Origin of the sequence: Parageobacillus thermantarcticus, from assembly GCF_900111865.1 — a bacterium.
GTDB classification, from domain to species: Bacteria; Bacillota; Bacilli; order Bacillales; family Anoxybacillaceae; genus Parageobacillus; species Parageobacillus thermantarcticus.
The window spans coordinates 390485-408929 of the sequence record NZ_FOJS01000001.1; the positions used below are offsets into that span (position 1 = coordinate 390485).

An 18445-nucleotide genomic window follows, 5' to 3' on the forward strand; every position below is an offset into this window, starting at 1 on the left:
ATAGGAAATGATTTATCTATTCTAAAAGGGTTGACACCTTATAGCCGTTTTCCTACACTTATTGTGAACGTTTTTTGAACATTACTTTTATTTTATCTGATACGAGGGGTATGATTATGCAATCATCATTGCAAACAGATCGTCGTTCACCCGTCAACCGCCACCGCGATTGGCGCGTTTGGTGGAGATTAATGCGTCCGCACACATTGACAGCCGCATTTGTTCCCGTTTGTATTGGTACAGCGTTAGCGTTCCATGAAACAAACATTCGTGTTTCGCTGTTTATCGCGATGCTTGTCGCTTCTTTGCTCATTCAAGCGGCAACGAACATGTTCAATGAGTATTATGACTTTAAGCGCGGGCTGGACTCACCAGAATCCGTGGGGATTGGCGGAGCAATCGTTCGCGAAGGAATCCAGCCGAAAACGGTTTTGAATTTGGCGATTTCCTTTTTTGCCATCGCAACGCTAATCGGCGTCTATATTTGCATGAATAGCAGCTGGTGGCTCGCGTTGATCGGTTCCATTTGTATGGCGGCTGGATATTTCTATACGGGCGGACCTATACCAATCGCGTATACCCCGTTTGGTGAACTTGCTGCCGGATTTTTTATGGGATTGCTTATTATTTTAATTTCCTTTTTTATCCAAACAGGAGAAATAACAAAAACGGCGATTTTGATTTCCGTGCCGATTGCCATTTTAGTCGGGGCGATTTTGCTGGCAAACAACATTCGCGACTTCGATGGGGATAAAAAGAACGGGCGCAAAACGCTGGCGATTTTAGTCGGACGCGATAATGCGATCCGCATTCTTGCCGGCATGTTTGTCGTATCGTTTATTTGGATGGTTGGACTAGCCCTTTTCCACCTCGTTTCCTTCTGGACATTGCTCGTCTTTTTCAGCGTGCCAAAAGCGATTGCAGCGGCAAAAGGATTTATCGGCAAAACGAAGCCGATCGAGATGATGCCGGCGATGAAAGCGACGGCACAAACGAATACGCAATTTGGTTTTCTATTGGCAATTGGTTTGCTTATTAGCCATTGGTTGTGACACGGTCGTCATAGACCGTGTTTTTTTTTATTTTTCGTTCATACTACAAAGTAAACGGTTGATTTTTAGGAAGGAATGATGAATCATGTTAACGAATGAACAATTGGCCGCCTTCCGCGCCGAACTTCTTCGCGCAAAACACGAACTGCAAGAACGGCTGCAACATAATGATCATTTCGGCACGCTGCGGAGCCACGCGCACGACGCGGTCGGCGAACTTGCAAGCTACGACAATCACCCGGCGGATGAGGCTACCGAACTATATGAACGGGAAAAAGATATCGCGCTAGATGAACATGCGGAAAGGGAACTAAAAGAGATTGAACACGCTCTTCAAGCGATCGAAAACGGCACATACGGCATATGCGAAGTTTGCGGAAAGCCAATTCCATACGAACGGCTGAAAGCACTGCCGACAACAACATGCTGCAAAGAACATAGCCGTGACGAAACGGTTTCACAAAAACGGCTGCTCGAAGAAGGAGTGTGGATGCCTCCATTTGGCAAATTTGATCTCGATAGCCGTGACGAATCGGTCGCATATGACGCGGAAGACGCTTGGCAAGAAGTCGCTCGTTACGACTCGTCCGATACTCCTTCTGATTTAGGGAAAAACATTGACTATTACGGAGAAACATATGCCGAATCAGAAGAACACGTCGGTTACGTCGAAGAACTGGAAAATTTTGCTGCAGTAGATTTATACGGGAAAAACGTAAAAGTATATCCGACAAGGGAACACGAACAGCTGGAAAATATATTGGACGACGCGGGAATCATGTCCAATATCGGCGATCTGCCGGCATATGAAAAAGAACCTTATACGAAAAAAGAAGACCATCGGCGTTGATGGTCTTTTTTTTTGAAACAAAAAGGAATTCACGTTCGTATAAAGAATATGTTAGTTGATGAAACAATGATATTGAGGTGAAGACGATGAATGCGCATGAAATTGACTACAAGCTATATGGGGACGACATGCAATTCGTCGAAATTGAATTGGATCCCCAAGAGAGCGTCATCGCCGAAGCTGGCGGCATGATGATGATGGAAGATGGAATTACGATGGAGACGGTCTTCGGAGACGGTTCCGATTCCGGAAAAGGGTTTTTCAACAAGTTAGTGGGAGCGGGAAAACGGCTGTTGACCGGTGAAAGCTTATTTATGACCGTGTTTACGAACAACAGTGCCGAAAAACGCCGCGTCTCGTTCGCCGCACCATACCCGGGGAAAATTATTCCGATGGATTTGAGCGAACTCGGCGGCAAAGTGATTTGCCAAAAAGATTCCTTCCTTTGTGCAGCGAAAGGAGTTTCTGTAGGCATTGACTTTCAACGTAAACTTGGCACTGGCTTTTTCGGCGGTGAAGGATTTATTATGCAAAAACTTGAAGGAGACGGCCTTGCCTTTTTGCACGCGGGCGGAACGATTTATCAGCGCAAGCTAGAGCCCGGCGAGAAGTTGCGCATTGATACCGGTTGCTTAGTGGCAATGACAAAAGACGTCGATTATGACATCGAATATGTTGGTAAAATTAAAACCGCCTTTTTCGGCGGCGAAGGATTGTTTTTTGCCACATTAACCGGTCCGGGAACCGTTTGGGTGCAGTCGCTTCCGTTCAGCCGGCTTGCTGACCGGATTATCGCCGCTGCACCAAGCACGGGAAGCCGCTCCGTCGGAGAAGGAAGCATTCTCGGCAGCATTGGCGATTGGCTCGATGGAGACGATTGAGAGAGGCCAAAAAACCCTCTCTCTTTTTTATTTATTCAACTGGATGAATATCCCATATTTCAGTCGCATACTCTTGCACCGTCCGGTCACTGGAAAAGTAGCCGGAATGGGCAATGTTGATCGCACTCATCTTCAGCCATCGTTCCCGCTGCTTATACGCCGCTTCCACTTTTTCCTGCGTCTTGGCATATGACGCGAAATCGCGCAGCACGAAATATTCATCGTTTTGTGTTAAAAGCGAATCGTAAATCGGCTCAAAATGGTCATGAACGCCCGGAAAAAATCCGTTGACTAACTGATCGACGACCTGCTTAATCCGTTTATCGTGATGGTAATATTCGTGCGCGCGATATCCGCCGTTTTGGTAGTAGTTTAACACTTCTTCCGCCGTAAGCCCGAAAATAAACATATTTTCTTCCCCGACCGCCTCCAATATTTCAACATTCGCCCCATCTAGCGTTCCAAGCGTAATCGCCCCATTCATCATAAACTTCATATTGCCTGTGCCGGACGCTTCTTTGCTTGCCGTTGAAATTTGCTCGCTTACATCTGCCGCCGGAAAAACTTCTTCCGCTAAAGAAACTCGATAGTTTTCTAAAAAAATGACTTTTAACTGTTCGTTTGTCCTTTTATCATTGTTCACTTTTTCCGCGACCGCATGGATAAGTTTAATAATCCGTTTTGCGTAATAATATCCCGGGGAAGCTTTGGCGCCAAAAATAAATGTGCGCGGATAAATCGAAAAACTTGCATCTTCTTTAAGGCGGTTGTACAGATGCATAATATGGAGAACATTTAACAACTGCCGCTTGTAAGCATGAAGCCGTTTTACTTGCACGTCAAAAATCGATGATTCATTCACGAGGATTCCCGTCTTTTCATAAATGCGCTTCGCCAATTTTGCTTTGCGCTTTTGCTTGACGTTTTCGAGTTCTTGCTGAAACGCCGGATCGAAAGCGTATCGCTTTAACTGAATTAATTTGTGCGGTTCTTTGATCCAACATGGTCCTATCGCCTTCGTAATTAACGTGGAAAGTTCGGGGTTCGCTTTTAGCAGCCACCGCCGGTGCGTCACTCCGTTCGTCTTGTTGTTAAATTTTTGCGGTTGAAACTCATAAAACAGCTTCATTTCCCTCTTTTTTAAAATTTCCGAATGCAATTTTGCGACCCCGTTCACACTATGGCTTCCGACAATTGCTAAATGCGCCATTTTAACAAGGCCGTGTGCGATAACGGCCATTTCTTCAATCCGCTTCCAATCGCCGGGATAATGATGCCAAAGTTCGCGGCAAAACCGCTCATTTATCTCCTCGACAATCATGTAAATGCGCGGCAACAGCGGCTGAAAAATGCGAATCGGCCATTTCTCTAGCGCCTCCGACAATGTCGTATGGTTCGTATACGAAACCGTATTCGTTGTAACGTGCCAAGCGTCTTCCCAGCTCATTCCCTCTTCATCTAATAAAATTCTCATCAATTCCGGAATCGCCAAAGCTGGGTGAGTATCGTTCACATGAATCGCCACATGCTTATGCAGCTCATACAAATGCCCATGCTGGCGGCGATGCGCGCGGACGATGCTGCCAACGCTTGCAGCAACGAGAAAATATTGCTGCTTCAGGCGCAATATTTTCCCTTCGTCATGCGTGTCATCAGGATATAAAAATTCGGAAATCGCCTCCGTTTCCCTTTTATATTGCATTATGCTTTTATGAGGCGGAAACGTTTTCGCCGGCTCCGCGCTCCAAAGCCGCAACGTGTTCACTGTTTTCGTATCATAGCCGATGATCGGAATATCATATGGAACCGCCATTACCTTTTCGCTGTCCATATGGCGGAATGTCAGGCGGCCGTTTTGCTTGGATATTTCTACACTTCCCCAAAAATTCACTTCTACCGCCAATTCCTCTTTTCGGATTTCCCATACGTTTCCATGGCGCAACCATTGTTCTGGCAGCTCGACTTGATATCCATCGACAATTTTTTGGTCAAAAAGCCCATGTTTATAACGAATTCCGCAACCATGACCAGGCAAATTGAGAGAAGCAAGCGAGTCTAAAAAACAAGCAGCAAGGCGGCCAAGGCCGCCGTTGCCCAGCCCTGCATCCGCTTCACATTCTTCTATGTCATCAAGGCGAATTCCTAAATCGTTCAGCCCTTCTTCGACGACATTGCGAATGCCAAGGTTAAGCAAATTGCTGCCAAGAAGTCGCCCTAGTAAAAATTCAATCGACAAATAATATACTTGCTTTTGCTTTCGCGCGCGATTTCTCTCATTCGTCTGAATCCAGTTTTGGCTAATATATTCCCGAACCATGCTCCCTAACGTATAATATTGATCCCGCGACGTTGATTCTTCAAAGCGTTTGCCGCACAGCATTTCAAGCCGTTTTAAAAACGTTTTTTTAAATTCTTCTTTATTGGAGAACATGACGTTCACTCCCGGCCACTAAATCCGCATATGCTTTGTGATACTCAAGCGCTGACTGCCGCCAGCTATAATCGCCGCCCATCGCTTCTTGCATCAGCTTTTCCCACACTTGCTTCTCCTTATAAAACGCAAGCGCGCGGCGAATTGTATATAACATATCATGGGCGTTAAAGTTCGTAAAACTGAACCCGTTCCCTTCGCCCGTAAACTCATTATACGATTGCACTGTATCGTTTAATCCTCCCGTTTCCCGCACGATCGGAATCGTTCCATACCGAAGCGCGATCATTTGGCTAAGGCCGCACGGCTCAAATTTCGATGGCATTAAAAATAGATCGGCTCCCGCATAAATTTGATGTGCCAACTCTTCATAAAAGCCAATGTACGCCTTGACTTTATTCGGGTATGTTGCCTCCATAGCACGGAAAAATTGTTCAAACTCCGCATCTCCTGTCCCAAGCAAAATGAATTGAACATCTTCGGCAACGATTTCATGGAAGACGCACTTTACAAGATCGAGCCCTTTTTGCTTTGTCAACCGCGTTACCATCGCAATAATCGGGACGTTTTCCCTTACCGGTAAACCGAAATATTGTTGCAGGGCGCGTTTATTCGCTTGTTTTCTAGCAATCGTCTGCACATCGTATGGAGCGGCAATGAAAGGATCGGTTTTCGGATCATACCGTTCATCGTCGATGCCGTTTAAAATTCCGATTAAATCATGTCGGCGCGCCCGCAACAGCCCATCAAGCCGCTCTCCGTAATATTCTGTCTGTATTTCTTCTTTGTATGTCGGACTGACCGTTGTAATGATATCGGCGGCAACAAGCGCCCCCTTCATAAAGTTCACATTTCCATAAAACTCCAAATGTTCGATTGTAAAATAATGATCGCTTAAATTCAATAAATCACCTAAAATTTCGCGGGGAAAAATTCCTTGAAACTGCAGATTATGAATCGTAAATACAGTGCGGATTTGTTCATAAAATGGATTTTTTCGATATTGTTCGCGCAATAAAAACGGAATCATGCCGGTATGCCAATCGTGGCAATGAATAATATCCGGGCGAAACGGAAGCGCGGGAAGCGCGTCTAAAACGGCGCGGCAAAAGTACGCAAACCGTTCTCCATCATCATAATGTCCGTATAATAGATGGCGTTGAAAATAGTATTCGTTGTCGACAAAATAATAAATCACTCCTTCGCGTTCGAGCATTTCGATTCCGCAATATTGCCGTCTCCATCCTACCTTAACAACAAGTTCGGCAATTTTTTTCATTTCTTTTTTATCGCTTTCGCGAATCGTTACATATTTTGGCATGATGACCCGAACATCCGTCCCTAATTTCCGCAATTGCTTCGGCAGCGCTCCGGCAACATCCGCCAATCCTCCCGACTTCACAAACGGCACGCACTCAGACACGACAAACAATACATTCACCGGTTGATCAACTCTCCTTGCACCGTTCCTTTTCGAACTACAAACGGTTGCTGTTCCGTCCCCAGTAAAGAAACGTCATTTTCTACTTTCGCATCTTTATCGACAATAACGCAATGGAGATGACAATGTTCACCAATTTGACTTTTTTGCATAATAATGCTATTTTTGATGACTGCCCCTTTGCCGATTTTCACAGAGCGGAAAATGATGCTGTTTTCCACATGCCCTTCGATAATGCAGCCGTTGGCGATCATGGAATTTTTCACGACCGCTTTTTCTGTATATTTCGTCGGCGGTTCATCTTTCACTTTCGTATAAATCGGACGTGACTTAATAAACAGCTGCCGCCAAACATCTCGATTAAGCAATTCGATGCTATGGCGAAAATAACTTTCAATCGAGTCAACGACAGCCGCATACCCGCTGTATTCATAGTCACAAATTTTTAAAGAATGACGATGATCACGGACAACATCAACAATGCTGTAATAGCCGGTACGTCGATGATTAGCGATTAAATCGAGCAACAATGACGTTTCTAACACAAACATTTCCAGCGAACGACCTTGATGGCGAACTTCGGTAATATCGCATTGATTCGCAATGTGACGTTCTAACACCGCTTCATAATCAATATTGCAAACGGTGTAACTGTTGCAAATAACGGCATATTTTTGCCTGCTGCGCAAAAAATAGTCAATATGCTGTTCAAAATGGGCAAACGCGCCAACGTGAGGATTTGGAATCGATAAATCTGGGGATGGAAAAAAGAATAATCCGTCCCGTTTCCGGTTTAAATCCCAATTCTTTCCCGATCCTAAATGGTCCATTAAAGAACGGTATTGGTATTTTGGAAAAATCGCTACACTCTCGATTCCGGAATTAACCATGCTCGACAATACAAAGTCGATTAATCGATACCTCCCCGCAAACGGCACCGCCGCAACAGAACGATGCATCGTCAGCGGCTGAAGCGGCTCGATATACGTCGTTGCATCAATAACTCCCAGCATCGATTTATGATTCACCGTTGCTTCATCCTTTCCCGTTTTTCGTTTGTAACCATTCTTTCGTCACAAGAAAATCATCCGGACAAACAACTAAATGCGACGGAATTTCTATGTTCGGCGGCACGATCGCCCTTTCGATATAGACTCCTTCGCCAATCACCGCGTCCGGCATAATGACGCAATCTTTCACCATCGCTCCTTTTTGAACATGGACTCCTTGAAACAATATGGAATGTTCTACGTTTCCTTCGACCACGCATCCTTCGTTAACAAGCGAATGAACGACAACCGCTTCATCGGAAATGTATTGCGGCGGCTGATTTGGATTTACAGAATAAATGCGCCATGAATGGTCAAACAAATCTAGCTCGTTTTTTTCATCCAATAAATCCATATTGGCTTCCCACAAACTTTTCACCGTCCCGACATCTTTCCAATAGCCTTTAAACGGATAGGCGACAAGCCGCTTTCTTTTCCGAAGCAACAACGGAATCACGTCTTTTCCAAAATCGTGGCTTGAGTGCGGATTGGCGTTATCCATTTGCAAATACTCTTTTAAAAGCGGCCAATTAAAAATATAAATGCCCATTGAAGCAAGGTTGTTTTTCGGGTTCTTCGGTTTTTCTTCAAATTCAATAATTTCCATTTGTTCATTTGTATTCATAATGCCGAAGCGGCTTGCCTCCGACCACGGAACTTCAATGACAGAAATAGTCGCATCAGCGTTTTTCATCATATGATAGTCAAGCATTTTTCCATAATCCATTTTATAAATATGATCCCCCGATAAAACTAACACGTAATCCGGGTCATATTGTTCAATATAGTTGATATTTTGATAAATGGCGTTCGCTGTTCCTTCATACCATTTCACCCCAGACGATACGGAATAAGGAGGAAGAACGGTAACGCCGCCATTTCTGCGATCTAAATCCCAAGCGCTCCCGATGCCAATATAAGAGTGCAACAGAAGCGGCTGATATTGCGTTAATACTCCGACCGTATCGATTCCGGAATTCGTGCAGTTGCTCAATGTAAAATCGATAATGCGATATTTTCCTCCAAATGGAACAGCTGGCTTGGCAATGTTTGTCGTCAACGAACATAAACGGCTACCTTGTCCTCCCGCCAATAACATGGCGATGCACTTTTTCTTTGCCATCAATGCTTCCATCCCCCCGTTTTTTCACTGGTCGTAAAATAGAAATGGCAAACGGCGGAACTGTCATGCGAATATGATATGGCTTTCCATGAAACGGCTCTTTGACCGCTGCAACCGGCTTCGCATTGACATTCCCCCACCCTCCGAACTTAGCCGCATCGCTATTGATTATTTCTCGATATTTGGCAAATAGAGGAACACCAACTTTATAATCGTGGTACACTTTATTGGTAAAATTGCACACAACAACAAGCAAATCGTTTTCTTTTTTTCCTCTGCGAACAAATGAAAAAATGCTTTGCTCGGCGTTATGAACATCAATCCATTCGAATCCATCCGGAGAATGATCTAACTCATACAAAGATTTGCAGCGCTTATACCATTTCAGCAATTCTTTCACGTACACATTGATCTTCTGGTGCATCTCAAAATCAAAAAGCATCCAATCCAACTGCTCTAAATCTTTCCACTCATCAAATTGAGCAAATTCACCGCCCATAAACAATAGTTTTTTGCCGGGATGCGTGAGCAAATACCCATACAGCAACCTTAATTGCGCAAATTTTTCCTCATACGTCCCCGGCATTTTATTTAATAGCGATTTTTTTCCATGCACGACCTCGTCATGGGAGAACGGTAAAATAAAATTTTCCGAATACGCGTACAAAAGGGAAAACGTTACTTTATTGTGCGCATATTTTCTCCGCTCCGGCGCCGTTTCCATATATGTTAAAATATCGTTCATCCACCCCATGTTCCATTTATAGTTAAATCCCAACCCTCCGTTATACGTTGGGGCAGTGACGAGCGGCCATTCCGTCGAATCTTCGGCAATCATCAATATGCTCGGATCATACGCAAATACGGTCTCATTTAATTTTTGCAAAAACTGTACAGCATATGGGTTTTTGTGCGCTACATCGCTATTTGGCCAATACAGCATATTGGCCACCGCATCGACCCGAAAGCCATCGATATGGAAATATTCGATCCAAAATAACGCGTTGGAAATCAAAAAGCTGCGAACTTCCGGCCTGCCAAGATCAAAATTCGCTGTGCCCCACACATGGTTTTCTCTATCTTGCATGTTGGCATATTCATATGTCGGCGCTCCGTCAAACATGTATAACCCATGGGCATCTTTGCAAAAGTGGCCAGGAACCCAATCGAGAATCACGCCGATTCCCGCTTGATGGCAGCGGTCAATAAAATGCATGAAATCATGCGGTGTCCCGTAGCGACTTGTCGCTGAATAATAACCTGTTCCTTGATATCCCCAAGAGCGGTCAAACGGATGCTCAACGAGCGGAAGCAATTCAATGTGGGTGAAACCATGTTCAATAACATATGGAATTAACTCATCCGCCATTTCTCGGTATGTATAAAAACTGCCGTCCTCTTTCTTTTTCCACGAACCAAAGTGAAGCTCATAAATGAACAAAGGCTGGTCATAAATTCGCTTACGTTGTTTCTTTCGTCGCCATGTTTGATCATTCCATTGATAACCTTTTATGTTGTAGACGATGGAGGCGGTGCGGGGGCGCAATTCAGAGTAAAACGCATATGGATCGGCTTTTAACACGACATTCCCATCGTTCGTGGTAATCTCGTATTTATATAAATGTCCTTCCAAGTTTTCCGGAATAAAAATCGTCCATACGCCTTGATCACTTACTTTTACAAGGTTAAAATTAGTTCCGTTCCATTCGTTAAAACTGCCGACTAATCGCACTTGCCGCGCATGCGGAGCCCATACACAAAACCGAGTTCCGACCACGTCATTTTGCTCTACGACATGTGCGCCAAATAATTCATAACTTTTATATAAGCTGCCTTCATGAAATAAATAAATTTCCAGATCGGTCGGACTGACGGCGATCAATCTGCATCGCATCCTTTCTTAAAGTTTCTTACAATTATTACTTATATTCCACAATCATCCATAAATTCCTTGATAAAAAATTTATATTTTTTTGACACTTTTCAACAAACAAATAAAAAATTTTTTTGCACAATCATAAAGAACTATATTATAATATATATAAATTAATAATAATTCTAAATAAATAGAGGTGTGTTATGTCAATCATTCAATACGATTATCACCATCTCCCGCACGTAAAAACACAAAACCAATCGAAACGGACATTATGGATCACCCTCGGATTAACGCTGTTTTTCACGATTGTAGAAATTGCTGGGGGGATATTGTCCAATTCGTTGGCGCTGCTTTCCGACTCCGCCCATATGGCATCTGACGTCTTAGCGCTCGGACTTAGCATGGTTGCTCTCTACCTTGCCATGCGTCCACCAAATCATCGATTTACATTTGGTTATTTGCGCTTTGAGATTATTACGTCCTTTTTAAATGGCCTTACGTTAGCCATTATTTCTATCGGAATTTTTTGGGAGGGAGTTCAGCGGTTTATTTCTCCCGAACCGATTGATTTTCGTTTAATGCTGACTATTTCTTCCATCGGCTTCATCGTGAATCTCGTATTGACGATCGTCCTTAGCCGAAGTACAAAGGAAGAGGAAAATTTAAATATTAAGAGCGCATTATGGCATTTTATCGGGGATCTTCTTAGCTCCATCGGCGTCATTGTTTCGGCGATACTCATTTACTTTACCGGTTTTTATTTTTTCGATCCACTCATTAGCATCATCATTGCTGGCATCATCTTCACAGGCGGTGCGAAAATTATTCGTGAATCGTATTTTATTTTGATGGAAGCGGTGCCTGATCAGTTTCATCTCGACCAGATTAGAGAGGATATCCGCCAAATCGAAGGAGTCGAAGATGTACACGACATGCACTTATGGGCCGTCTCTACGGACCACTATTCGTTAACTGCACACGTGTTTATCAACGAGCATATCCAACCGTTTTGCGTGATCTTGGCTATTAACGAGATGCTAAGCAAAAAATATGGCATTAAACATACGACGATCCAAGTCGAACACGCCATGTTCCATGATCACGGCGAATATGGAAAAGAATTTTTGCTTCAAAAAAAGAAAAAAGCATAATAAATATGCACTTTGCCGATTCGCATCGAAAAAGTGTTTTCCATCTGTATTAACAAACATATGTTTAGAGTATGCGGAAGACGCTCTGATCGTTTGCTATAAACCTCCGTTTCAGAAGAGAAGCGACGATCTAGATTCCTAAATAATAATGGGCTCCCGGGAACATTCCATGGAGCCCATTTCCTTTTGCGCCGCTCATCACCATATTCGTAAACTTCCTTTTCGAACAATCTTTAGATGAAAATGTTCATTTGCTAACACTCAACTCTATATGAACCAATGAAAACTTAAATTTTAAATTGACGAACAAGGTCTTGCAGTTCTTCCGCCATATTTTCCAACGATTTTGCTGCTGCTGTAATTTCTTCCATTGAAGCAAGCTGTTCTTCGGTAGAAGCGGCAATTTCTTCGGATGTTGCTGCATTTTCTTTTGCAACGGACGCCAATTCGTTAGCTGTGGAAGACAATTCTTGAATCCCGGCGGAAATTTGTTGCGCCGTTGCAGAAATATCCTCCAATTGTGACGAAATATCCTTCATTCCTTGCAAGATGAGGCTAAATTTTTGCGTTGTTTCTTGCGAAATTTCAATTCCCATTTTTACATTTTGTGTCGCTTGTTCCATCATTTGTACGGTATTTTCCGTGTCTTCTTGGATGCCAAAAATCAGTTCGGCGATTCGCTTCGCTGACTCCCGGGACTGTTCCGCCAATTTTCTCACTTCGTCAGCGACGACGGCAAAGCCTTTTCCGTGTTCTCCCGCCCTTGCCGCTTCAATCGCAGCGTTTAACGCAAGGAGGTTCGTCTGATCGGCAATTTCTCTAATGACATCCAGTATCGCGCCAATTTCTTTGGAACGTTCATGTAGCACATTAATCATTTCTTCTGATTTAAACATAGACTGCTGAATGGCATTCATCTGTTCGACTGTTTTCTTAACGGATTCCCCACCGTCTTCCGCCTGTATAGTCATTTGTTTCGACAAACCTGTAATCGCCGTGGAACGATCGGCGATATTTGTAACCCCCTGCGCCATTTGTTCCAAGGCAGCGGCGTTCGATTCAACTTTACTTGTCTGAATCTCCGCTCCATTCGCTACTTGTTGAATACCTGATGCAACTTGCTCCGTCGCCATCGTAGTTTGATCGGCGCTTGCCGTCAGTTCCTCGGAAGATGCGGCTACCTGCTCCGCCGCTGTTGTTACATGTTTTAGTAGATTCGCCAAATTTTCTTTCATTTTGTTGTAACTATCGATAATTTGACCAATCTCATCATGTGCATCATCTTCAATATCCACAGTAAAATTTCCTTCCCCCGCTTGTTTAAGAGCGCTAGAAACGGACGACAGTCTTATGCGAATTTTGCGTGTAAACCATAAAATAATCAAAGCAGAAATAGTGAGTACAATAAGCATTGAAATGATGAATGTCTTCAAAAATGAAGAAATAGTGGAATCAACAAATTTTTGTGGTGCACCTATGTAAAAAATACCTATATTTTCTCCGCTCGCATTCTTAATCGGCATGTATCCAGTCTGGTACTTCACTCCCACCACTTCTGCTTCTCCGAAATAAGTTTTTCCTTCTTTTAACACTACATTTTCAACTTCATCTGAAACCGTTGTACCAACGGCACGTTTGCCATTTCTTATTATGTTGGTTGCTACTCTAGTGTTCTCTTGAAAAATAGTAACCGTTCCGCCAGTTAGTCTCCCTATTTCATCGACTAATTCATAATCCTCATTGATTCTTTCATCCCCCTTATAAAGTCCGTCATCTTTTAACACCCAATCTCCCTCATATTTCTCGTCAATATATTGATAAGCTAAGGCAAGATCAGATTTTACCTTTTCAATTGCCGCCTTTTTCATCCCTTTCGTAATTTGAACATTCGCGATAACCGTGATAATTGCCGCCAAAAGAATAATTACGCTTAGCACAAGCAAATTGATTTTCGTTCCAAGTTTTAACTTGTTCATTACACTCACCTTCTATCATTGCTATATCTCTACAGCTCCGAACTTAGCCGCTAATCTTTCTGCGTTCAACGACATGTAATTGTATCATAGATAAATGAGACATGCTATTCAGTAAAAAAGTGTTTTCATTAACCAACATAGTATAAATTCACTATGCGATATCGAGAATCGTTGTTGTAATTTTATAAATTTCCATATAATAGAAGCAAACTGTGACATTAGTTCATAGTTTCCTTTCTCCATACTCCCTCCTTTATTTTCCGATAAATGAATTAACATGGATATAATTGTAATGGAAAAAACTAATATCAGTAAATCATCTTATATTCCTAATCTTTTATAATTTACGAAATCTAGTGCATAATTATTCTTTCATTCCCAAGTTAAGCAGAGATGCAACCGCTTTCTGATGGACATCGCAAAAAGGCCAATGGCTTATTAAAGCATTTGCCACGCAATTTTCCCCTCACATCGCATTTGTGAAAAATAAAGAAAGGGGCCCACATTTATGAGAGCCCTCGCCGACAGCATTTTCTCCATTCAAAATAATGAAAACGTTGAATTTCCTCAAGCTCTTTTACGAGCATTTTTGTTTATGCGGGGAAAAAAGTCGTAATCAACAGTTGTGAAGATTTACGTCTCTGAATACTTTCATAAAAACAAACTTATTCTTGCTCAAACTTAAATTTGTCAACTAGTTCCCTTAATTCTTCAGCCATATTCGCCAATGATTTTGCTGCCGATGTAATTTCTTCCATCGATGCGAATTGCTCTTCCGCAGAAGCAGCGATTTCCTCGGATATCGTAGTGCTTCTTTTCGCAACAGAAGCCAATTCGTTGACAGTCGAACTCAATTGTTGAATTCCCGCAGAAATTTGCTGGACTGTCGCGGTGATATCTTCCAGTTGTGCTGAAGCATCTCTTGTACTTTCCATAATTGCATTGAATTTTTGAGTCGTTTCTTGTGTGATTTCCATTCCGCCCCTCACGTTTTGTATTGCTTGTTCCATCATTTGCACGGTATTTTCCGTATCTTCTTGGATGCTAAAAATCAGTTCGGCGATTTTCTTCGCTGACTCCCGCGACTGTTCTGCCAATTTTCTCACTTCATCAGCGACGACGGCAAAGCCTTTTCCGTGTTCTCCCGCCCTTGCCGCTTCGATCGCAGCGTTTAACGCAAGAAGATTCGTTTGATCAGCAATTTCTCTAATGACATCTAGAATCGTGCCGATCTCTTTGGAACGTTCATGCAGCACATTAATCATTTCTTTCGATTTAGATACAGATTGCTGAATCGAATTCATTTGTTCGACCGTTTTTTGAACAGCGTTTCCTCCGTCTTCTGCCTGGTGAATCATTTGTTTGGATAAATCAGTAATCGCCACAGAACGATCGGCAATATTGGTAATCCCCTGCGCCATTTGTTCAAGAGCGGTAGCGCTTGATTCAATTTTACTTGCTTCTGTTTCTGCTCCACTCGCTATTTTCCGAGTGCCTGATGAAACTTGTTCCGTTGCCTGTGCAGTGTGATCCGCGCTCGCCGTTAATTCTTCCGAAGAAGAGGCTACTTGCTCTGCCGCAATCGTTACATGTTTAAACAAATTTTTTAAATCTTCCCTCATTTTATTGTAACTATGTATAATTTGCCCAATTTCATCTTTACCATCATCTTGAATATCAACGGTAAAATTCCCTTCTCCTGCCTGTTGAAGGGCATTAGAGACAGCCGTTAATCTGCGATGAATTTTTCGTGTAAACCATAAAATAAACAGAGCGGAAATAATAAGTACCACAAGCGTTGAAATAATCAATGTTTTGAAAAGTGCAGAGATCGTGGAGTTAATATGTCTTTGATGCATGCTTACGCAAAAAATGCCGATGTTTTCACCATCGGAATTCTTAATTGGCATATATGCCGCTTGAAATGTTTCTCCTAAAGTTTCTACCTCCCCAAAATAAGTTTTTCCTTGTCCCAACACGGTGTTTGCGATTTGTTTTGGAACAGTAGTACCAACAACCCGCTTGCCATTTTTTTTGATATTCGTGGCTACTCTAGTGTCATTTTGGAAAATAACAACGTTGCCATCGACTAGTTTTCCGATTTGGTCAACGATTTCGTAATTATGATTCATTTTTACATTTCCTTTATAAAGCTCACCATCTTTTATCATCCAATCGCCTTTGTATTTCTCATCGATATATTGGTAAGCAAGCAGAAGGACTGCTTTTACTTTTTCCACTGTCGCTTTTTTCATGCCTTGCGTAATTTGTATGTTCGCGACAATCGTAATCATTCCCGATAAACAAATAATTACACACAACACAATAAGATTGATTTTCGTTCCTAGCTTTAGCGTTTTCAATTCTATCACCTTCTATATTGAACTGTTTTAGTTTTAGAACTCCAAACTAGCGTAAACGCGAAACCGAACAATGATTCTTTATATTCAATGCAATATATAGGAATGCATAACTAAAAATTCTTTACTGCATCACACCTCCTTTTTCTGCGTCAAACTACCTAAGTTAATATTGTTAAAATTATATGACTCATTATAATTTTATGATAAAAGAATGACATAATAAATCAGATCATATTCCTAAAATTCCTAAATTTCCTAAAGTATATACAACAAAAGAATAATTGATCATGCGTTTCCAAGCGATGCCACGAAGTTCATTTTGCACAATATCCTGAGCGGACAGCTATGTAAATTAACCCATGATTTCAGTCCTACTTTTTCGAATTACGAATATAAATTATTCCGTATGATTCAAGTATTAAACGCAATTTGTTATTCCCCACTAAGAAGGAATAAAACCGATTTTCCGCGAAATAAATCGGGAAGACAATGAAAAAACAAAAAAGTTCCCATTCCATCCAAAAGAGGTGTTGCAAATGGATTTCACACTAACGATGTCCTTTTTAGGAGTGGCAATCTTGCTGACGTTAATGCCCGGACCAGATATTTTGTTTGTAATTGCCCAAAGTATTTCACAAGATAAAAAAGCAGGGATCATCACAGCATTGGGGCTTTGTTCAGGCCTTATTGTGCATATTACAGCTGCGGCGCTTGGGGTTTCGGCAATCATTTATCAATCCGCTTTGGCTTTCGCCGTCGTAAAATATGCGGGTGCGGCTTATTTACTCTATTTAGCGTGGCAATCGTTTAAGGAAAAGGAGGAAATTTTTATCATTAACCATACCAAGCCATTAAAATATCGATCATTGTATAAAAAAGGAATTCTCATGAATCTGCTTAATCCAAAAGTATCATTGTTCTTTTTAGCACTATTGCCTCAATTTGTGGATAAATCGCTGGGGCACATGACGTTACAGATGGTGATTTTAGGGATCATTTTTCTTGTTCAAGCTTTACTGATTTTTGTCGTGGTCAGCGTGTTTTCAGAAAAACTTCGCCATGTCCTGCTTGCTAATTCGTTTATCGCAAAGCGAATGAACATTATAAAAGGTTCGCTACTAGCGCTTATCGGCATACAGATTGCGTTTAGCGAAAAGTGAAATCATTAAAAAAGAGCACCTTTCCTGCAGTGCAAGTGCCACCAAAAAGCTCAGGAAAGAGGTGCTCTTCGATACTCCCGAATTTATGCAAAATGTTTGTAAAGATCTATATTTTGTTTGCTTGATTGATATTCTGTTCCATCATTTTTGCAATTGTCGCGGAATCATATTTATTGCTTGTTTTTAATCGATTAATAACGTTTTGTTGCCTTTTGTACGGAGTGATTTTGGCTTAACTTCCATTTCCCTTGCATCTTATTGATGGAGATTTCAAATACAACTATACCGTTCATTAAGCGATCGATGAACTCATCATCAAATTTAGCATTCCAAGGGCTAGGCATAGACGATTCATAAAAATGAACCGTCTTTTCCATCCGTTCAACCATTTCTTCTTTTTTGTCTATGATTCTAACTGTTCCATATACATGAACTGCTACATAATTCCAAGTAGGTACAGTGTTCGGTTCGTTATACCAAGAAGCGGAAATATAAGCGTGGGGGCCCGGAAAGACTACAAGAACTTCTTTGCCATTTAATTTATGCCAGTGAGGATTCTGTTTTGCCATATGCCCAACCAGCACGCCGTTATCCCCCGTTTTTTCATCCATTAAGAAAGGCAAATGCGTAGCTAACGGTCCACTTTCTTCCTGAGAAAATAAAATTCCAAAACTGTTGTCTTTAATAAAATTTACTAACTTTGTTTTATCATTCACCTCAAAAGCTTTTGGGATGTACATTTCTCATTCCCCCACCAAAATTTTGCATAATTATACATAAAAAAGAATGAAAATTCAATAAAACAATCGCACCCTCATCAAATGAAATCACAGAAATGGTGTAAAAAGAAACGGCAAAAAGTGGTCTTATTTTCTGGGGACTTACGTTCGCTGAACCGAGAGCGAAATTTTACACAATAATTAGAACTTGACCGAGGACATCCAACTCATTGGCCCAAGATTGCACTTCTCTTGGGTACTTGCTTGACCATTTCGATTCAAACTGTCGAAACATCTCCAATGCGATTTCTTTACTCGGAGATCGATAAATGAGTTTCAGATCCTCCGCCATTTCGAATTGGTCTTTTTT

Annotated in this window: 12 protein-coding genes and 2 pseudogenes; 5 read left to right on the forward strand and 9 right to left on the reverse strand. The window is 42.0% G+C overall.

Features of this window, described 5'->3' with window-relative positions:
* The first annotated feature begins 116 nt into the window (after positions 1-116).
* The 3 genes from BM278_RS01990 to BM278_RS02000 all read left to right on the forward strand — a co-directional run bounded on the left by BM278_RS01990 (position 117) and on the right by BM278_RS02000 (position 2783).
* Positions 117-1052 carry a 1,4-dihydroxy-2-naphthoate polyprenyltransferase gene (locus BM278_RS01990; RefSeq protein WP_090947723.1) on the forward strand — a complete coding sequence of 312 codons (936 nt, stop codon included), beginning with the start codon at positions 117-119 and terminating at the stop codon, positions 1050-1052.
* 85 nt (positions 1053-1137) lie between these two features.
* On the forward strand, positions 1138-1902 hold the full coding sequence (locus tag BM278_RS01995) for a yteA family sporulation protein (protein ID WP_090947724.1): 765 nt from the start codon (positions 1138-1140) through the stop codon (positions 1900-1902).
* 86 nt (positions 1903-1988) lie between these two features.
* On the forward strand, positions 1989-2783 hold the full coding sequence (locus BM278_RS02000) for a TIGR00266 family protein (RefSeq protein ID WP_090947725.1): 795 nt from the start codon (positions 1989-1991) through the stop codon (positions 2781-2783).
* Positions 2784-2814: 31 nt separating this feature from the next.
* Here BM278_RS02000 and BM278_RS02005 read toward each other — a convergent pair whose 3' ends face one another.
* Genes BM278_RS02005 through glgB form a run of 5 tightly spaced genes read right to left on the reverse strand, consistent with a single transcriptional unit; the run spans position 2815 to position 10709 of the window.
* Positions 2815-5214: a glycogen/starch/alpha-glucan phosphorylase gene (locus tag BM278_RS02005; RefSeq protein WP_090947726.1), complete on the reverse strand. Its 2400-nt coding sequence runs from the start codon at positions 5212-5214 to the stop codon at positions 2815-2817.
* A complete protein-coding gene (gene glgA, locus BM278_RS02010) occupies positions 5201-6655 on the reverse strand; it encodes a glycogen synthase GlgA (RefSeq protein WP_090947727.1) in 1455 nt (484 codons plus the stop codon). The genes BM278_RS02005 and glgA overlap by 14 nt, the downstream gene beginning before the upstream one ends.
* The gene (glgD, locus tag BM278_RS02015; protein WP_090947728.1) at positions 6652-7683 is read right to left on the reverse strand and encodes a glucose-1-phosphate adenylyltransferase subunit GlgD; all 1032 of its coding nucleotides are present in this window, start codon (positions 7681-7683) and stop codon (positions 6652-6654) included. Before glgD ends, glgA begins: the two co-directional genes overlap by 4 nt.
* 7 nt (positions 7684-7690) lie before the next feature.
* Positions 7691-8827, reverse strand: a complete 1137-nt coding sequence (locus BM278_RS02020) for a glucose-1-phosphate adenylyltransferase (protein ID WP_090947729.1) — start codon at positions 8825-8827, stop codon at positions 7691-7693.
* Positions 8778-10709: a 1,4-alpha-glucan branching enzyme gene (gene glgB / locus BM278_RS02025; RefSeq protein ID WP_090947730.1), complete on the reverse strand. Its 1932-nt coding sequence runs from the start codon at positions 10707-10709 to the stop codon at positions 8778-8780. The genes BM278_RS02020 and glgB overlap by 50 nt, the downstream gene beginning before the upstream one ends.
* 197 nt (positions 10710-10906) lie before the next feature.
* On the opposite strand from glgB, the gene BM278_RS02030 reads away from it, so the two are divergent.
* Complete coding sequence (locus BM278_RS02030) at positions 10907-11857, forward strand: cation diffusion facilitator family transporter (protein WP_090947731.1); 951 nt, start codon at positions 10907-10909, stop codon at positions 11855-11857.
* 287 nt (positions 11858-12144) lie between these two features.
* Here the strand turns inward: BM278_RS02030 and BM278_RS02035 are convergent, their stop codons facing one another.
* Together BM278_RS02035 and BM278_RS02040 are read right to left on the reverse strand one after the other, a co-directional pair.
* A complete protein-coding gene (locus tag BM278_RS02035; RefSeq protein WP_090947732.1) occupies positions 12145-13833 on the reverse strand; it encodes a methyl-accepting chemotaxis protein in 1689 nt (562 codons plus the stop codon).
* A gap of 665 nt (positions 13834-14498) precedes the next feature.
* Positions 14499-16196 (reverse strand): methyl-accepting chemotaxis protein, encoded by a 1698-nt coding sequence (locus BM278_RS02040; protein ID WP_090947733.1) that lies wholly within the window; start codon positions 16194-16196, stop codon positions 14499-14501.
* Positions 16197-16732: 536 nt separating this feature from the next.
* Here BM278_RS02040 and BM278_RS02045 point away from each other — a divergent pair.
* Complete coding sequence (locus BM278_RS02045) at positions 16733-17356, forward strand: LysE family translocator (protein ID WP_090947734.1); 624 nt, start codon at positions 16733-16735, stop codon at positions 17354-17356.
* Positions 17357-17462: 106 nt separating this feature from the next.
* On the opposite strand, the pseudogene BM278_RS02050 reads toward BM278_RS02045, so the two are convergent.
* Positions 17463-18096, reverse strand: a pseudogene (locus tag BM278_RS02050) (FMN-binding negative transcriptional regulator).
* Positions 18097-18289: 193 nt separating this feature from the next.
* A pseudogene (locus BM278_RS02055) lies at positions 18290-18445 on the reverse strand (transposase); the annotation flags it as partial.

What these genes read in the sequence shown, in the direction of transcription:
- BM278_RS01990 (WP_090947723.1), top strand. Translation starts at nt 117, where the DNA reads ATGCAATCATCATTGCAAACAGATCGTCGTTCACCCGTCAACCGCCAC.
- BM278_RS01995 (WP_090947724.1), top strand. Translation starts at nt 1,138, where the DNA reads ATGTTAACGAATGAACAATTGGCCGCCTTCCGCGCCGAACTTCTTCGC.
- BM278_RS02000 (WP_090947725.1), top strand. Translation starts at nt 1,989, where the DNA reads ATGAATGCGCATGAAATTGACTACAAGCTATATGGGGACGACATGCAA.
- BM278_RS02005 (WP_090947726.1), bottom strand. Translation starts at nt 5,214, where the DNA reads ATGTTCTCCAATAAAGAAGAATTTAAAAAAACGTTTTTAAAACGGCTT.
- BM278_RS02020 (WP_090947729.1), bottom strand. Translation starts at nt 8,827, where the DNA reads ATGGCAAAGAAAAAGTGCATCGCCATGTTATTGGCGGGAGGACAAGGT.
- BM278_RS02030 (WP_090947731.1), top strand. Translation starts at nt 10,907, where the DNA reads ATGTCAATCATTCAATACGATTATCACCATCTCCCGCACGTAAAAACA.
- BM278_RS02035 (WP_090947732.1), bottom strand. Translation starts at nt 13,833, where the DNA reads ATGAACAAGTTAAAACTTGGAACGAAAATCAATTTGCTTGTGCTAAGC.
- BM278_RS02045 (WP_090947734.1), top strand. Translation starts at nt 16,733, where the DNA reads ATGGATTTCACACTAACGATGTCCTTTTTAGGAGTGGCAATCTTGCTG.